The sequence below is a fragment of the Marinospirillum alkalitolerans genome (genome assembly GCF_045055655.1).
Taxonomy (GTDB): Bacteria; Pseudomonadota; Gammaproteobacteria; order Pseudomonadales; family Halomonadaceae; genus Marinospirillum; species Marinospirillum alkalitolerans.
On the sequence record NZ_JBANFI010000002.1, the window covers coordinates 202254 to 216380 of the forward strand.

Consider the following 14127-nt stretch of genomic DNA (forward strand, 5'->3'; position numbering starts at 1 on the left):
TTGCAAAGGGTTCTGTGTGGAAGCATTCAGAATTCAGGAACCATCCCCCGCACGTTGACGAGGGATGGTAACAGGCAGGTCAACCAGACTAGAGTGCGCCGCGAATTTCGGTCACACCGTTAACCGGTAGTAGGTTGTTCAAAATATCACTTTCTGAGAAGTACAGACGTCGCGGTGCTTTATCACTATACATCTGCGCCTGATCATTAAAGAAGGGGGAGTCAGAGCTTGTTGCTTGGGAATAACTGGTCAAGCCATAAGCAACTGGTCCCTGATCCGTAAACTCCAGACCAAAGTGCCAACTGGTTCCACGTGCAATCAACCAACCTGACTCACCGGGTGCCGTACTGGTTGATAAACCGGCAGTATTGGGGATTTGTGTCGGATTCAGGCGTGGAAAACGCGTGTCCTCTGACTCATTAGAGTTTAAAACACCTATCGCATTAAAAGCGCCATCTATCGTGCCATCACCACCATGCCAAGCCGTCGCCGCCGCGAGACGGACTGGAGTGCCATTAGGTGGCACGCCACCACTGGGCTGATAGGTCTGTACATCACCTAAACGAGCCGTATAAGGAATATTGACTTGATCCAAGGCATTCAAACCATTCGCTAGCGCGACCAGCATCACATCGTTTGCCGTCCCTCTGTTCACCGAAGAAGGTGTAGAAGGTGTCGCCACTGGGTTATTAGGATCAAAGCTTACGGTCAAATCTGTACTAAATTGCTGGCGGTAGTTAGCAATAAACACACGAAATACATGCGCACCAACGCTATCCAGGTCATAGACACCATCCCAGCTATGAAGCACATTGCAGCCTGCTGCTACTGAACGCGCGCCACCAGCAGCATTAACCTGTGAGGTACCAATTAACGCACAGCGCTCACGCAACTCGGGTAAAAAGGCTTCTGCATACCAAGCACGGTTATTCCAGATCACATCGATCAGTTCACGCGCATTAAACAAGCCGTCATCACCAGCGGGAGCGGTCGCAGCAAAGCCAGAGTTGGTAGGCTGCTGTAGCATACTGATGCTGAGGCGCGTTCTTGGCCCTAAAGGAGTACGCTCTGGCCCAAAGAGAGGCGAGTATCCCTCTAAAAGAGCTTCAGGATGAGTGGACCAATAGCTATCATTTGCATTTTGAACCCAGTCCGTGCGACTCAACTGGGGTCTTTGCGCAAAAGGAACTCGTCCTTGGCATTCCCCTTCAACCCAATCATTCAATGAGGTCCGGCCATCCAGCAAGGTCAAACCTGCATCAAAGAGAGCCGCGTAAGCTGGACTCAATGAACGCTGTAAATTAATAGCATTAATTGTTGCAGGTGACAGGTTGGGTACAGAGCTACTATCTATATAGTAAGCATTACCATCTCGGTCTGCGTAAATGGTATTAGTCCAGAAGGTTGTACCGCATTGGCGGAAAACTTGCTGAAACTCGTCTAAGTTACTGGCTCGGCTCATTGCCAGCCAAGTATCAAGCAACCTAGAGCTATCGGCATTCGCGTCACGATAGGTATACGCAACTGTTCGACCACTTGAGTTTTGACCACCCCATTGTGGTAAACCACCACTCGTTATCGCATTCCCTGAGACCATAGGCCCATATTCTGAGAAATAGAAGTCTCTTTCTAGAGTGACTGGAACAGGGCCGCCCATATTCACCTGAATGCTCAAAGTACGCTGTGTAATCGGTCGCTCCTGACCATCCTTAATGTAGGTCAAGGGATCACCATCCTTGAGCGTCAATTCATAGAGTGTAAACCGACGACTCGTTGTCACCGTATGCGACCAAGCCACATGATCATTAAAACTGATCAAAGGAATAGCAGTACCCATCAAGCCTGCACCGTGAACATTCAGATAACCTGGCACAGTTAGCTGGACCTCATATAAGCGCCTGTGCCCAGTGTAAGGAAAGTGTGGATTCGCTAATAGAGCACCGCGTCCTTGCTCGGTCATTTCGTGGCCCAAGCCCCAAGCATTGCTTCCTAAACCAGTTTCATTAAATGATTGTGCTCCGGCCAAGTTCATCGCAGCAGAAGCCACCTCAAGATCAAAAGAACCCTCTACTTCTGTCTCTGTTGCTGCAGCAGCAAAGACCGGCTGAGGCTCCATATCTGCGGGGTTTTCACCTGGCACTGCAGCAAACAAGGCTCCAGTTGCAAACAGAGCACCACTTGCATACTGCCCAACAATACGATAATGCGCATATAAATCAGCCGGCGAAATGGGCTTCACCCAAGGTTGATTGCGACATTCAGGGGGGAGTGCATTGGCAGGTGTTTCGGCAAGGTATTGGTTGTATCCAGCTGTAAATCCATCAACGAGTGCACGACTAGCAGGCGATAACTGCTGGTATTCGGCCTCAGCTAATTCATGGATGCCCTGCGCAAGGTAGCTAAAGTCATTAATAATATTAATGGGACGCCCTTGCCCATCATCCCCCGGACCAAAGTATTTGGCTCTTTCGCTCCGCGCTTTAACAAAGGCCTCCGCCAGATAGCAAACATTATCCTGTGCTTGCGCATAGCCGCCACCAAAAGCAGCAGAAGCGAGATTATTGGCTGTAATATGTGGAACACCACTGGTTGTACGCCGAATGGTTGCTTCCAACTGACCATTCGTAGGAAAAAGATCGCGCTCTGATACCGATGAGCTGCTATCGGAACAGCCGCTAGTAAAAAGAGTCAGTGCACCTAAAGTAAGGCCAGTACCTAACCAGGTTGCTGAACGTTTAACGAACATTTTTTTATTATTAGCCATGTTCATATCACCTATTCATATTATTATTTTATTGATCAGCATAATTTTTATGCATATCGTTTTACTATCAAAAATCTATGCCATTTTAGAGTAAAGAGCCACCCGCTCTTGTTAAAAAAGGCCTGCATCAGCAGGCCAAATCAAGGAGAAGAAATGCACTAGATCAATTAACGACCACCTGCACGACGCAAGGCTGCAGGCGTGAAGTTGCTCGCATTAGGACGGTAGTCCCAGTTATAACCGCTGGTATCGTTGATTAAGCCTGAAACGATGTAGCGATTATTCACCAGATCATAGATGGTCTCAGCTGCATACCAAGGTACATTCACATCATGGAACTGCACCGTGTGGCCTTCAGAAACGCGCCACAGATTACCGCGGCCATCATATTGATCAACATGGACCAACTGATAGGTATCTTCATCAAAGAACATCACACGACGCTCGTAGATATGACGCTGACCATCACGCAGACGACCTTCCACTTCCCACACGCGATGGCGCTCATAGCGCAGGTGCTCAGGGTTCAAGTGACCCGCATGAACAATATCATTCACGCTGAGGTTGGTGTCCAAAAGAGGATAGGCGTTATAAGCCACATACATTTCACGCTTGCCAACCAGTGTCCACTCATAACGATCAGGCGCACCGTTAAATACGTCTAAGCCATCTGAAGTCCGCTGACCGTCTGCTGCTGTACCTGGTCCGTCATAGGCCACCTGAGGTGCACGGCGTACACGGCGCTGACCTGCGTTATAGATCCACGCGCGACGTGGCTCCAAAACCTGGTTCATCGTTTCTTGTACCAGCAGTACCGTACCGGATAAACGTGCTGGCGCAGTCACGGACTGCAAGAAGTAGAACAGGCTGTTTTCTTCAGGATCACCGATAAACATGAATTCTTCATTCATCGTGACCGGTGTAAAGTTGCCGTTCGCTTGTGGTGTCGCGAGTGTCACTTCACGCTCGGCACCTGGACCACGATAGCGAGTCGAGTGGTTCCATACCAACTCCACACCTGTTTGCGGGATGGGGAAGGGCGTGACTTCGGTAAAATCAACTACACCATTACCATCATCCACCAGGCGCGCGGTTTGCGCGTTCTGACGCACCAACTCATAGACAGCTTCAGGGTAGGCTGCCGTACGATGAGTTGGGTACACAGGAATACGGAAGGTATTCGGATAGGCTTGCAACATGGCAATCTGACCTGGTGCCAGATACTGCTCGTACTGCTGGTAGTTCTGCGCAGTAATCACATACAGAGGCTGCTCATCCGCAAAAGGATGACCATAACCATCGCGCCAGTTACCTGGGCCCTCACTCAAACCACCTGTCCATGCAGGAATACGGCCATCAGCAGAGCCAGCGCGTTCTGCACCCATAGGGGTCAACTCATTACCACCCAAGCGCGCATCAGCATGAAGCTGAGCGCTAGTCATCAAGCCGAAAGCCAACATTGCTGCGGCCAAGCCAGTCATACGTGGAGCATTTGCTGTTAAGGTTTTTTTCATCTTGGTATTCCTTATTCTTTTATTGAGACGTCGTCTTTGTCTGTTATTGGCCTAGTAGTCCATACCGACACTCAGGCTGATAAAGCTACGGTCATCTAAATCCCAGTAGTCTGTATCAAAGTAGTGGGTATAGCCTAAACGTCCCCAATAGGTGTTCATATATTCAGCCGCCAGCTCTGTACCGAGAATCATCCGGCCCTCATAGAACTGTGCACCTGGCTCAGGGCCATAGCCGTTCACGTCATGACTCCAAGAGAAGGTCGGCTTCAGCGTTAAGCCACCGATGAAGGCATTGTTGTACTCCAGCTGTGCAACCAAGCGATAGCCCCAGGAGAAATCAGTAACATAGCCATTGTCAGCAAACATTTCTGTACTGCTACCTGAAGAACCATAAATAGAAGAGCGACCTAAGCGCACCTCATTGATATCAGGCAGATCATTCACATAAGTAAAACCAACCTCACCAATCAAGCGCAAATTTTCTGCACCCATCACACGGTTGATATCATGGATGAAAGTTGACTGGAACTGATAAACATCAAGTTCGAGGTAGCCTTTCTGCATACCAGAGCCGAACTCTTGAATATCGGTAGGTAAGCGCGCCAGTAGACCCCCATAAATTGGGTGACTCGCATTGTGAGTAGGATTATTTGGATCATAACCTAGGTTACCAAGCAAACCGCGCACCAAAACATCATTCGCATTAATTTGAATCGGTGTATTGGGGCGATAAGTGAATTCACCAGACCAGGCTGTTCCTGTTGGTAACAAGGTCGCAAATGAAGCTGCAAAAATCTGCAGATCCTCAGGGAACTCAACGATATATTCAGTTGGGTCATCAAGTCCGGAGGCTGTAATGGCTTGCTGAGCAGCGGCAACTGCTGGACTATTGGTTGGGTTAGTTTGCAAAATCACAGCTGCTTGTTGTGCTTGTACAGGGTCAGTTAAATCCAGGCCAGCACCCGCAGCAACCTGTTGCAATGCACCAGAATAAGTCATCGCACGATGACCATCAGATCCGGCACTAACGTTGCCACCTACGACAGGTAAACGACTATGGACATTCTGGAAAGAAATACCAAACTCCGTACCGTTCAACTGCTCGGCATACCATTTCAGCGACACACCAAACTGCCCTGTATTTGAAGGCTCGTTATCTGAGGCGCGTGCTGCGATGGTCAGATCTCGAGAATCCAAGCCCAATCCAGCATAAGCAGGTGCAAGAGCGGCAAAAGGTGTACCTGCTAAAGAGCCAGCTGCATTGGCTTGCTCAGTCAGGCCGCTTTGGTAATAAACAGGACCACAGCCTTCAGCGGCGAAATCATTATTCGAGAAGTAGGTACCACAAGCATCGGCACGCGTGCGCTGCCATTCAAACTGGTAGTAACCTTCCACTGTCCACGCGCCAGCTTCATCCAAAGCAATCGAACCAGACAACATGGTCACTGGCAGCAAGCCATCGCGGATCTCCGCGCCTGGGCGACGCAAAGCAGGAACATCTATTGGATTGGCTGCGTTCTGGCCACCTTGAATAAAGGTGCTTTCACCCCAGTTCAGGACATGGCGACCAAAAATCACCTGAGCAGGACGCCCTGCCAGTTCAAACTCTCCCCAAATATAAGCATCCTGTAAATCTATGCCTCGACGCGCATCATCAAAAGCAGTTGTTCCTTTATAATCCCTCACCATACGTGCATTTTCAGGCGCACCATCTAAGCCATCCAAAACACCATCATACCAATAGCGGAAGCTCAGATTAGCCCCCATATTACGATACTGCTGATGGGAAAAGCTCAACTGATGATTACCTTGAATCACTTGGGAGAAGGCATCGCCTCGATCAAAATTCATATTCCCGTTATCAGTATTACTTGAGGCGTTACCTTGATACTGAGGGTTGGTTGCCAAGCCTGGCACTGTACCTGTCGCCCCCAAAGTCCCTGCCGCAATATAATCATTATTACGACTTTCCATACGCCAGCTACTACCAAAGCTGATCTGTGAATCGACATTCACATTCACATCACCTAGGGAAAATTGTGCTGCTTGGGCAGAACCAAAAGAAAGACTGGCAATGGCCAGGGTTAAAGCACTCAACCGAGGAAAAGACTTGGTTCGAGAAACCAATAATGTATGGCGCATAGAAACCACCTTTTGTTGTTGTTCGGGATGACTGATCTATTGCTATTTTATGGTGTCTTACTCATATCAAAAGAGCAAGTCACCACAAGACAAACACTTGTTTAATCCTGATGCGAATTAGTCTGGTCTGCGCGAGGCACGACAGCTATCACTCTTAAGGGTGATTTTTCAAACGCTTTGCAACCTCATCTTGATTTGCATGTCGTGCAATGCTGCTCCAACCTGCCTTTTGTTGCGCTCACCTGCAGCAACCCTCTTTGCTAAACATAGCCAGTCAACAGCAGTTTTAGTAGTATGCAGCCCATGCACAATCAGTGATCAAGGGGAGTGAGAGGATGCGCCGAGTCGTTTTCAATCAAAAAGGTGGTGTGGGTAAAAGTAGCATTACTTGTAACCTCGCGGCGATCAACGCAGCACAAGGCAAGCCGACGCTGGTGTTGGATTTAGATCCGCAAGGTAACACGACCCATTATTTGATGGGCCAGCCTGCGACTGAACTCGAAGGCAGCCTGTTTGATTTTTTTGAGCGCTCACTCAGCCTCGGGGGTGGACGCAAGTCGATTCATGAGCTGATTCATGCCACGCCCTATCCCAATTTGTTTGTACTGGCCGCCCATCCCGAGTTAGAGAGTCTTGAAGCCAAGCTCGAATCTCGCTACAAAATCTATAAGCTCAAAGAAGCCCTCACCAGTTTAGAAGACGAGTTTGATGCGATTTGGATCGACACCCCACCGGCACTGAACTTTTTTTCGCGTTCAGCGCTGATCGCAGCGGAGCGCTGTCTGATCCCCTTTGATTGCGATGCTTTCTCACGCCAAGCCCTCTACTCTTTGCAAGGGGCGATTGAAGAACTCCGTGCTGATCACAACCCAGATCTGGAAATCGAGGGGATTATCGTGAATCAGTTTAACGCCCAGGCCAAACTCCCCCAGCAGTTGATTGAAGCGCTATTAGAGGAAGGCCATCCCCTGCTGGATGTCCATCTGAGTTCATCCGTGAAAATGCGTGAGTCGCATCAAGTCTCTCAACCACTGATCCACTATGCACCCAAGCACAAGCTCACCCAACAATTTGAAGCCCTGTATCGCTCGATTACATGATGAATGCAAATACCCCTCGCCCACCCTTGGGCTGTTCACGCTCGGTCGATTCGAATCAGCAAGGGCCACATGAACAGCTGCTGAGCTGTGTTGATAAGCACCGAGCACACGCTTTTCAAAAACCGATTGCCGATTTTAATCAGGCTGCGTTTAATCTAGCCGCACAGTTATACCAAGCACATGGTGGACCACTGATCCTCGACTCTTGCTGTGGCGTTGGCGTCAGCACCCGTTTATTGGCTGAGCAGCATCCTGATCATCTGGTACTGGGTTTGGATCGCTCTGCCGCGCGGCTGGATAAAAAACTCGGCCCCTTGCCGCCGAATGCCCATCTAATCCGCACAGATTTGGCTGATTTTTGGCGTTTAGCTGCCACTGCTGGCTGGCAACCCGAACAGCATTATCTGCTGTATCCCAACCCCTATCCCAAGAGCAAGGATTTAAAGCTGCGCTGGCACGGTCACCCCGTTTTTCCTAGCCTGCTCGCCTTGGGTGGCCGCTTGATCAGTCGCAGCAACTGGCTGCTTTATCTGCAAGAGATGGAGATCGCCCTCACTCATTGTGGCTTCGCACCTCAGCTCACAGAACTGCCACCTCAGCCCCAGCCTTTGACAGCTTTTGAACGCAAATACCAGCTCAGCGGCCAGACACTCTGGCAAATCGAGTGCCGATTGGATGCATCCCCTGCTGCACCCTCAACCCAGTAACGAGACACACCCTGTGAGTGATTTTAACCCTGAGTCCACATCCGCTGGACTCTCTGCCTTTGAGCAGGAGGTGCGCCGTATTGCGGCTGCGCCTGAACGTTTTGCCCATCCACGGCGGCCCTTTACCGCCCGTGGCAGCTTTGTCGAGCGCTGCACTGGGTGCCGCCTGCCCACTCAATCCTGCATTTGCACTTATCGCACCCCTGTCGATGCGGGGGTCGAATTCTGGGTGCTGATGCATATTGAAGAGGTGAATAAGCCCACCAATACCGCGCGCTTGATCGGTGATACGCTGCCCTCAACGCGCGTTTTCGCTTGGCAACGCACCCAGCCGCCACAAGCCTTGCTGGAGGCTCTGCAAGACCCTCGCTACTATCCGCTGATTATCTTTCCTGATGATCAGGCCGATTATCAGCATCGCGTGACCAGCTGGCCTCAGGTCGAAGCTAAGCTGGAGGGGCGGATTCCGGTTTTTCTGCTCCTGGATGGCACCTGGCGCCAAGCTCGCAAGATGTTTCGCCAAAGCGCTTATCTGCAAGATCTGCCGGTCTTGCCTGTGCATAGTGAACGCACAACGCGCTATCAGCTGCGCAAGCCAGCCTCGGAGCAGCATCTTTGCACCGCTGAAGTGGGGATTGCACTACTAGAAATGGCCGCACAAACTGAAGCGGCACAAGTGTTGGAACAGTATTTCACTGTGTTCAATGAAGGCTATGGTGCTGCCCGCCGCCAAGCCAGTGCGGATTTAAATCAGGCTCAGGCCTGGCTACTGGCTTATCAAGCGCAGCAGGCCCAAGCTTAACAAGACCAAGATCAAAAAAGGCCAGCATCCGCTGGCCTCAGCTTGATCTCACCCACCTCTCATCTACTAAACCTTAAACTGACTAACCTGCTGATTCAGCAAGCTGGCCTGCCCTGCGAGCTCCTGACTGGCCTGAGTCAGATTGGCAGCCGCGTCTTCTGTCTGTGTCGACAAATCATTGATGTTAAACACGTTACGATTGATCTCCTCCGCAACAGAAGACTGCTCTTCGGCGGCACTGGCAATCTGCAGATTCATACCGGCGATCTGCTCAATCGCTTGGTTGACTTGATTCAAGCGCAAGGCCATTTCTTCAGCGCGCGAGACAGTTTGCTGCGCCGCTTCTCGGCTCGCCTCCATCACCCGTACGACCTGATCTGTCTGCGCAAACAGGCGATCGACCACCTGCTGAATATCCTGCGTGCTCTGCTGAGTACGGGCAGCCAAGGAGCGAACTTCATCTGCCACCACAGCAAAACCGCGCCCATGCTCGCCTGCACGTGCGGCTTCAATCGCGGCGTTCAGTGCCAATAGATTGGTTTGCTCAGAAACCGCGCTGATGACATCCAGCATACCCGCGATATCCTGGGTCCCTCCTTTGAGCGCAGTCATCGCTTCGGTACTCTGATCCAGCGTCGTATCGAGCTTCTGTAAAGCGCTCAGCGTTGCCTGAAGCAGCTGATGACCCTCGCGTGTTTGTTGATCGGCATGGCTGGCCTGTTGCGCGGCCTGTCCAGCGTGAGCCGCGACTTCTTGTACTGTCGCCGTCATCTGATTCATGGCTGTCGCGACTTGATCTGTCTCAGCGCTCTGCTGGCTAACCACCCGCGCGCTTTCTTGAGTAATCGAGGAGAGCTCTTCTGATGCGGCAGACACTGAGTCGGCCGAGTGTCCCACTTCTTGCACCAGATGATGAATCTTATCGACAAAGGCATTAAAGGCCTCGGCGATGCGTGCCACCTCGTCCTGGCCTTCCACCTGCATCCGCTGTGTGAGATCACCCTCACCCTGGCCGATATCCACCATCGCCTCGCTGACGCGTGCCAAGCGACGAAAACCACCTGCCGTGACCAGCCATAGCACACCACCAGCAGCCAGCGCGACGATCAAGACCAGAGCCACTGTCCAGCGCAGCATACGATAGACACCGGCAAGAGCATCCTGCTTATCCAAGGCAATATTCAGCACCCATGGTGTTCCGGCAATTGGCTGACTGGTCAGCAGCACCGCTCGCTGCTCAACTCGCACCTCTGGCAGACTACCGCGCGCAGCACTTTGAAGCAGCGTATTACTCAGCTCAGGACTGAGATCGCGCAAGGTTTTCAAGGTCAAAGCAGGATCAGGGTGCGCAATAATCTGCCCTTCTTGATTGGTCAAGAAGGCAAAACTGGATTCCGTGGGGGAGATGCGGCGCACCGTCTCAATAATGGCCTGTAAAGACACATCGCTGGCCAGCACACCACGCGCAGCACTCTGCCCAAGAGGCTGGCTGAGGCTGATCACCAGCTCATTCGAATCGGCATCCAGATAAGGCGCAGTCACGATCAGCTGATTGGCCTGCTGCGCTTGGCGATACCAATCACGTGTGCGCGGGTCGTAATCTGCAGGAGGCTCCCAGCCATCAGAAAACACTGACCGGCCATCAGGATAAGCAACATAAGCGGCGATAAAACCACCGCCATCACTGAGCTGCGTTAAGGCTGCCATCACTGGGCGCTGTTCAATCACTTCAGCCGTTGCCCCAAGCATGGTTTGACGCTCTTGCATCCAGCCACCAATAAAAGCCGCCTGACTCTCCAGCTGTTGAGTGAGGTTGCGCTGCATCTGCTGCTGATAGGTCTGCAGACTGATGCGCATAATCAAAAAGCTGATGATCACCAAAGCGATCAGAATCAACGCAAGGCTGGTCAAAATAATACGCTGGCGAAAAGAGCGAAGCATGCTGGACCCCAAGTTAAAAGCGTGAAAGACAAGTGTTGATTTTAGCTCTTCCATGAGACAGCGCCTGTGAACTCTTGCAAGTATCGCCGCGCATCTTGTCACTCTAGCTTAGCGAGGCTCCTGCTGTTTGCAAATTAAAACACTTGTTTTATTCTGATCTGTAACAAAAAAGGCCCAGCCTAAGCTGAGCCTTCCATCATCACTACAACACAGGTCACACAAGGTCGCTTTTTGGTAAAGCATCCAAATAACGCTCAGCATCCAGCGCGGCCATACAGCCTGATCCGGCTGAGGTAATGGCCTGACGATAGATATGATCACTGACATCCCCTGCGGCAAAGACACCGGGAATACTGGTGGCCGTGGCATTGCCCTGTAAGCCGCTGTGAATGGTGATATAGCCGTTGTTCATGGCGAGCTGGCCTTGGAAAAGATCGGTATTGGGCTTATGGCCGATCGCGATAAACACGCCCATCACATCCAGCTGGCGCTCTTGGCCGTCTTGGGTTGATTTCAGACGCAAGCCTGTCACGCCCTGCTCATCGCCCAGCACTTCTTCTAACTGGTGATGCCACAATAGATCGATCTTGCCTTCTTCCACCTTGGCAAAGAGTTGCTGCTGCAGGATCTTCTCCGCCTTCAAGCTATCGCGTCGATGAATCAGCGTGACTTTTTTGGCGATGTTGGCCAGATACAGGGCTTCTTCAACTGCGGTATTACCACCACCCACCACCGCCACAGCCTGATTCTTGTAGAAAAAGCCATCACAGGTGGCACAGGCAGAGACACCCTTACCCATAAACGCCGTCTCACTGGGTAGCCCTAAGTATTGAGCGCTGGCCCCAGTGGCAATAATTAAGGCATCACAGGTGTATTCACCCTGATCACCTTGCAAGCGAAAAGGCCGCTGCTGCAGATCAGCTGTGTGGATATGATCAAAAAGAATGCGCGTTTCAAAGCGTTCAGCATGACGCCGCATCCGCTCCATCAGCTCCGGCCCTTGCACACCTTGATCATCACCAGGCCAGTTATCCACTTCAGTCGTCGTGGTCAGCTGACCACCCATTTGCATGCCAGTGATCAGCAGAGGACGCAAATTAGCACGCGCAGCGTAGACCGCAGCCGTATAACCAGCAGGGCCAGATCCTAAAATAATCAGTGGGCTATGAGACATGTTTTTTCCTATTGCAGCGTAAGATTCTAAAGCGCATCAGTCTAACTCAGACCGAAGCCAAGCGCGAAGATCAGCAGGCGAAGAATCTAGCAGAAAAGGCAAGCAGGATAAAACAGAGATAAGATATAGCGAAGATTAACGCAGACTATCGAGAAATTGAAGAATCAATCAGGAGAAAAGCGAGGAGAAAAAAGAAAACAAACTTTGGAGTGGTGCCGGCACCAGGAGTCGAACCCGGGACCTACTGATTACAAGTCAGTTGCTCTACCAACTGAGCTATGCCGGCAACCAAAGTTTTTAGGTTGGCTGGGGTGGAAGGATTCGAACCCACGCATGGCTGGACCAAAACCAGCTGCCTTACCACTTGGCGACACCCCAACACATACACCTAAATTTACTGCAACAACACACAACTTAGAGTTGGTGGCCAGAGGCGGAATCGAACCGCCGACACAGGGATTTTCAATCCCTTGCTCTACCAACTGAGCTATCTGGCCTCAACGGGTGCATATTTAAAAGCTTTTCATTCTTTTCGTCAAGCACTTTTTTGAATTATTTTTTCTTTTCACTCAAAAACTTAACGATCACTAGGCGGGACGTAGCCTTCAGCCTGATCCGCCTCGTCATTATCGAGGAACTTTTCCATCTGCTCAAGCAAATATTGACGTGTTGATGGCTCAAAAACCTTGAGTCTTTTTTCATTGATCAAGCGAGTTTGATGCTCCAACCAGGCTTGCCAGGCTTTTTTGGAAACCGTCGCCAGCAACTCCTGACCTTTTTCACCTGGCATCGGAGGTTGGCTCAGAGCCTCAAGCTCTTGTTGATATTTGCGACACAACACCATCTTGGTCATAAAACACCTTTGCTGGGTATCGGGTTGGATGAATCAAAAAAGCTGGCCTTGCTGAGCTGCACGCTGTGCCTGGAGCAACTTTTCGATAGGTGCGGGCAGTCCAAGGGCAGCAGGCTGCTGAGGATCATACCAAATTTGCGCTGGTGCGTCAGAGCTGGCAGTGACAGGCCCATCGATGAGCGACTGCGCACCCAGCCGCAAGCGCCAAGGACGGATAATCAGCTGGTAGTGGGTAAAAGCATGCTCTATCTGCGGCTGCGCCTCTAGCCTGCCTGTTAATGCTCGTTCTGCCAGCCAAGCCTGCAAACCAGCTGAGGTCGCAAATTCAGGCAGACTCCACAGGCCACCCCAGATCCCTTGATCTGGACGCCGCTCAAGCAACCACTGCTGCTGGTGCTCTAACAGCAAGAAATGGCGTTCTTTTTGTGGGCGAGTCTTTTTTGGCTTGGGCGTTGGCAAACAAGCGGTTTGATCCGTTGCATAGGCCACACACTGCTGCTGATGTGGGCAGCGAGGACATGCCGGTTGACGCGGCTTACACAGGGTTGCGCCCAAATCCATAATCGCCTGGGTATAGGCCGCCACATCCTGCTGAGGTGTTAAATCCTCTGCCAGCTGCCAGAGCTGCGCTTCGATGGTTTTCTGGCCCGGCCAGCCTTCTATGCCTGCATAGCGTGTTAAGACGCGCTTGACGTTACCGTCAAGAATGGTGGCACGCTGCCCGGTACTGAAAGCCCGAATCGCTGCGGCCGTGGAACGCCCAATACCGGGTAGAGCCTCCATCTCGCTTTGGCTGCCAACAGGAAACTCGCCTCCTAGCGCCATCACGGCTTGAGCACAACGATGCAAATTACGCGCGCGCGTGTAGTAGCCCAAACCGGCCCAAAGCTGCAGCACTTCATCTTGGCTAGCCGCCGCCAGATCCGCTACGGTTGGAAAGCGCGCCATAAAGCGCGGATAGTAATCGAGCACCTTCACGACCTGGGTTTGTTGCAGCATGATTTCCGAGATCCAAACACGATAAGGGGTTGGATTGTGCTGCCAAGGAAGATCATGGCGGCCATGCTGGCGATACCAGCTCAGCAATCGGGAGGCAAAAGAATCGGGGCGCATCAAAAACCTGCTTTACA

Annotated in this window: 10 protein-coding genes and 3 tRNA genes; 3 read left to right on the forward strand and 10 right to left on the reverse strand. The window is 51.4% G+C overall.

Features of this window, described 5'->3' with window-relative positions; translation table 11 throughout:
• Nucleotides 1–88: 88 nt before the first annotated feature.
• The 3 genes from V6U78_RS03865 to V6U78_RS03875 all read right to left on the reverse strand — a co-directional run bounded on the left by V6U78_RS03865 (nt 89) and on the right by V6U78_RS03875 (nt 6420).
• Nucleotides 89–2764, reverse strand: a complete 2676-nt coding sequence (locus V6U78_RS03865; RefSeq protein ID WP_405337390.1) for a penicillin acylase family protein — start codon at nt 2762–2764, stop codon at nt 89–91.
• Nucleotides 2765–2931: 167 nt separating this feature from the next.
• On the reverse strand, nt 2932–4278 hold the full coding sequence (locus V6U78_RS03870; protein ID WP_405337392.1) for a DUF1329 domain-containing protein: 1347 nt from the start codon (nt 4276–4278) through the stop codon (nt 2932–2934).
• A 51-nt stretch (nt 4279–4329) separates the two neighbouring features.
• Nucleotides 4330–6420: a DUF1302 domain-containing protein gene (locus V6U78_RS03875; RefSeq protein ID WP_405337394.1), complete on the reverse strand. Its 2091-nt coding sequence runs from the start codon at nt 6418–6420 to the stop codon at nt 4330–4332.
• 335 nt (nt 6421–6755) lie between these two features.
• Here V6U78_RS03875 and V6U78_RS03880 point away from each other — a divergent pair, with 335 nt between their 5' ends.
• The 3 genes from V6U78_RS03880 to V6U78_RS03890 are packed head-to-tail and all read left to right on the forward strand — an operon-like array spanning nt 6756 to nt 9029.
• Nucleotides 6756–7520 (forward strand): ParA family protein, encoded by a 765-nt coding sequence (locus tag V6U78_RS03880; RefSeq protein ID WP_405337399.1) that lies wholly within the window; start codon nt 6756–6758, stop codon nt 7518–7520.
• The gene (gene trmB / locus V6U78_RS03885; RefSeq protein WP_405337401.1) at nt 7520–8227 is read left to right on the forward strand and encodes a tRNA (guanine(46)-N(7))-methyltransferase TrmB; all 708 of its coding nucleotides are present in this window, start codon (nt 7520–7522) and stop codon (nt 8225–8227) included. Before V6U78_RS03880 ends, trmB begins: the two co-directional genes overlap by 1 nt.
• Complete coding sequence (locus V6U78_RS03890; RefSeq protein WP_405337403.1) at nt 8196–9029, forward strand: tRNA-uridine aminocarboxypropyltransferase; 834 nt, start codon at nt 8196–8198, stop codon at nt 9027–9029. The genes trmB and V6U78_RS03890 overlap by 32 nt, the downstream gene beginning before the upstream one ends.
• A 66-nt stretch (nt 9030–9095) precedes the next feature.
• Here V6U78_RS03890 and V6U78_RS03895 read toward each other — a convergent pair whose 3' ends face one another.
• The 7 genes from V6U78_RS03895 to mutY form a co-directional block, all read right to left on the reverse strand.
• Entirely contained in the window at nt 9096–10970 is a 1875-nt protein-coding gene (locus V6U78_RS03895) for a methyl-accepting chemotaxis protein (protein WP_405337405.1), read from the reverse strand.
• A gap of 214 nt (nt 10971–11184) precedes the next feature.
• Nucleotides 11185–12144, reverse strand: coding sequence for a thioredoxin-disulfide reductase (gene trxB, locus V6U78_RS03900; protein ID WP_405337407.1), 960 nt, complete (start codon nt 12142–12144; stop codon nt 11185–11187).
• A gap of 210 nt (nt 12145–12354) precedes the next feature.
• Nucleotides 12355–12430: transfer RNA gene (locus V6U78_RS03905), tRNA-Thr, on the reverse strand.
• A gap of 17 nt (nt 12431–12447) precedes the next feature.
• Nucleotides 12448–12522 (reverse strand) — tRNA-Gln (locus V6U78_RS03910).
• A 43-nt stretch (nt 12523–12565) separates the two neighbouring features.
• Nucleotides 12566–12641, reverse strand: a tRNA-Phe gene (locus V6U78_RS03915).
• Between the two features lie 80 nt (nt 12642–12721).
• Entirely contained in the window at nt 12722–12997 is a 276-nt protein-coding gene (locus tag V6U78_RS03920; protein WP_405337409.1) for an oxidative damage protection protein, read from the reverse strand.
• Between the two features lie 33 nt (nt 12998–13030).
• Nucleotides 13031–14110, reverse strand: a complete 1080-nt coding sequence (gene mutY, locus V6U78_RS03925; protein WP_405337411.1) for an A/G-specific adenine glycosylase — start codon at nt 14108–14110, stop codon at nt 13031–13033.
• Between the last annotated feature and the right edge of the window lie 17 nt (nt 14111–14127).

Bases quoted from the DNA above. Each gene is read 5' to 3' on its own strand.
- V6U78_RS03870 (WP_405337392.1), bottom strand. From the start codon at position 4,278: ATGAAAAAAACCTTAACAGCAAATGCTCCACGTATGACTGGCTTGGCC.
- mutY (WP_405337411.1), bottom strand. From the start codon at position 14,110: ATGCGCCCCGATTCTTTTGCCTCCCGATTGCTGAGCTGGTATCGCCAG.
- V6U78_RS03865 (WP_405337390.1), bottom strand. From the start codon at position 2,764: ATGGCTAATAATAAAAAAATGTTCGTTAAACGTTCAGCAACCTGGTTA.
- V6U78_RS03890 (WP_405337403.1), top strand. From the start codon at position 8,196: ATGCATCCCCTGCTGCACCCTCAACCCAGTAACGAGACACACCCTGTG.
- V6U78_RS03875 (WP_405337394.1), bottom strand. From the start codon at position 6,420: ATGCGCCATACATTATTGGTTTCTCGAACCAAGTCTTTTCCTCGGTTG.
- V6U78_RS03895 (WP_405337405.1), bottom strand. From the start codon at position 10,970: ATGCTTCGCTCTTTTCGCCAGCGTATTATTTTGACCAGCCTTGCGTTG.
- trmB (WP_405337401.1), top strand. From the start codon at position 7,520: ATGAATGCAAATACCCCTCGCCCACCCTTGGGCTGTTCACGCTCGGTC.
- trxB (WP_405337407.1), bottom strand. From the start codon at position 12,144: ATGTCTCATAGCCCACTGATTATTTTAGGATCTGGCCCTGCTGGTTAT.
- V6U78_RS03920 (WP_405337409.1), bottom strand. From the start codon at position 12,997: ATGACCAAGATGGTGTTGTGTCGCAAATATCAACAAGAGCTTGAGGCT.
- V6U78_RS03880 (WP_405337399.1), top strand. From the start codon at position 6,756: ATGCGCCGAGTCGTTTTCAATCAAAAAGGTGGTGTGGGTAAAAGTAGC.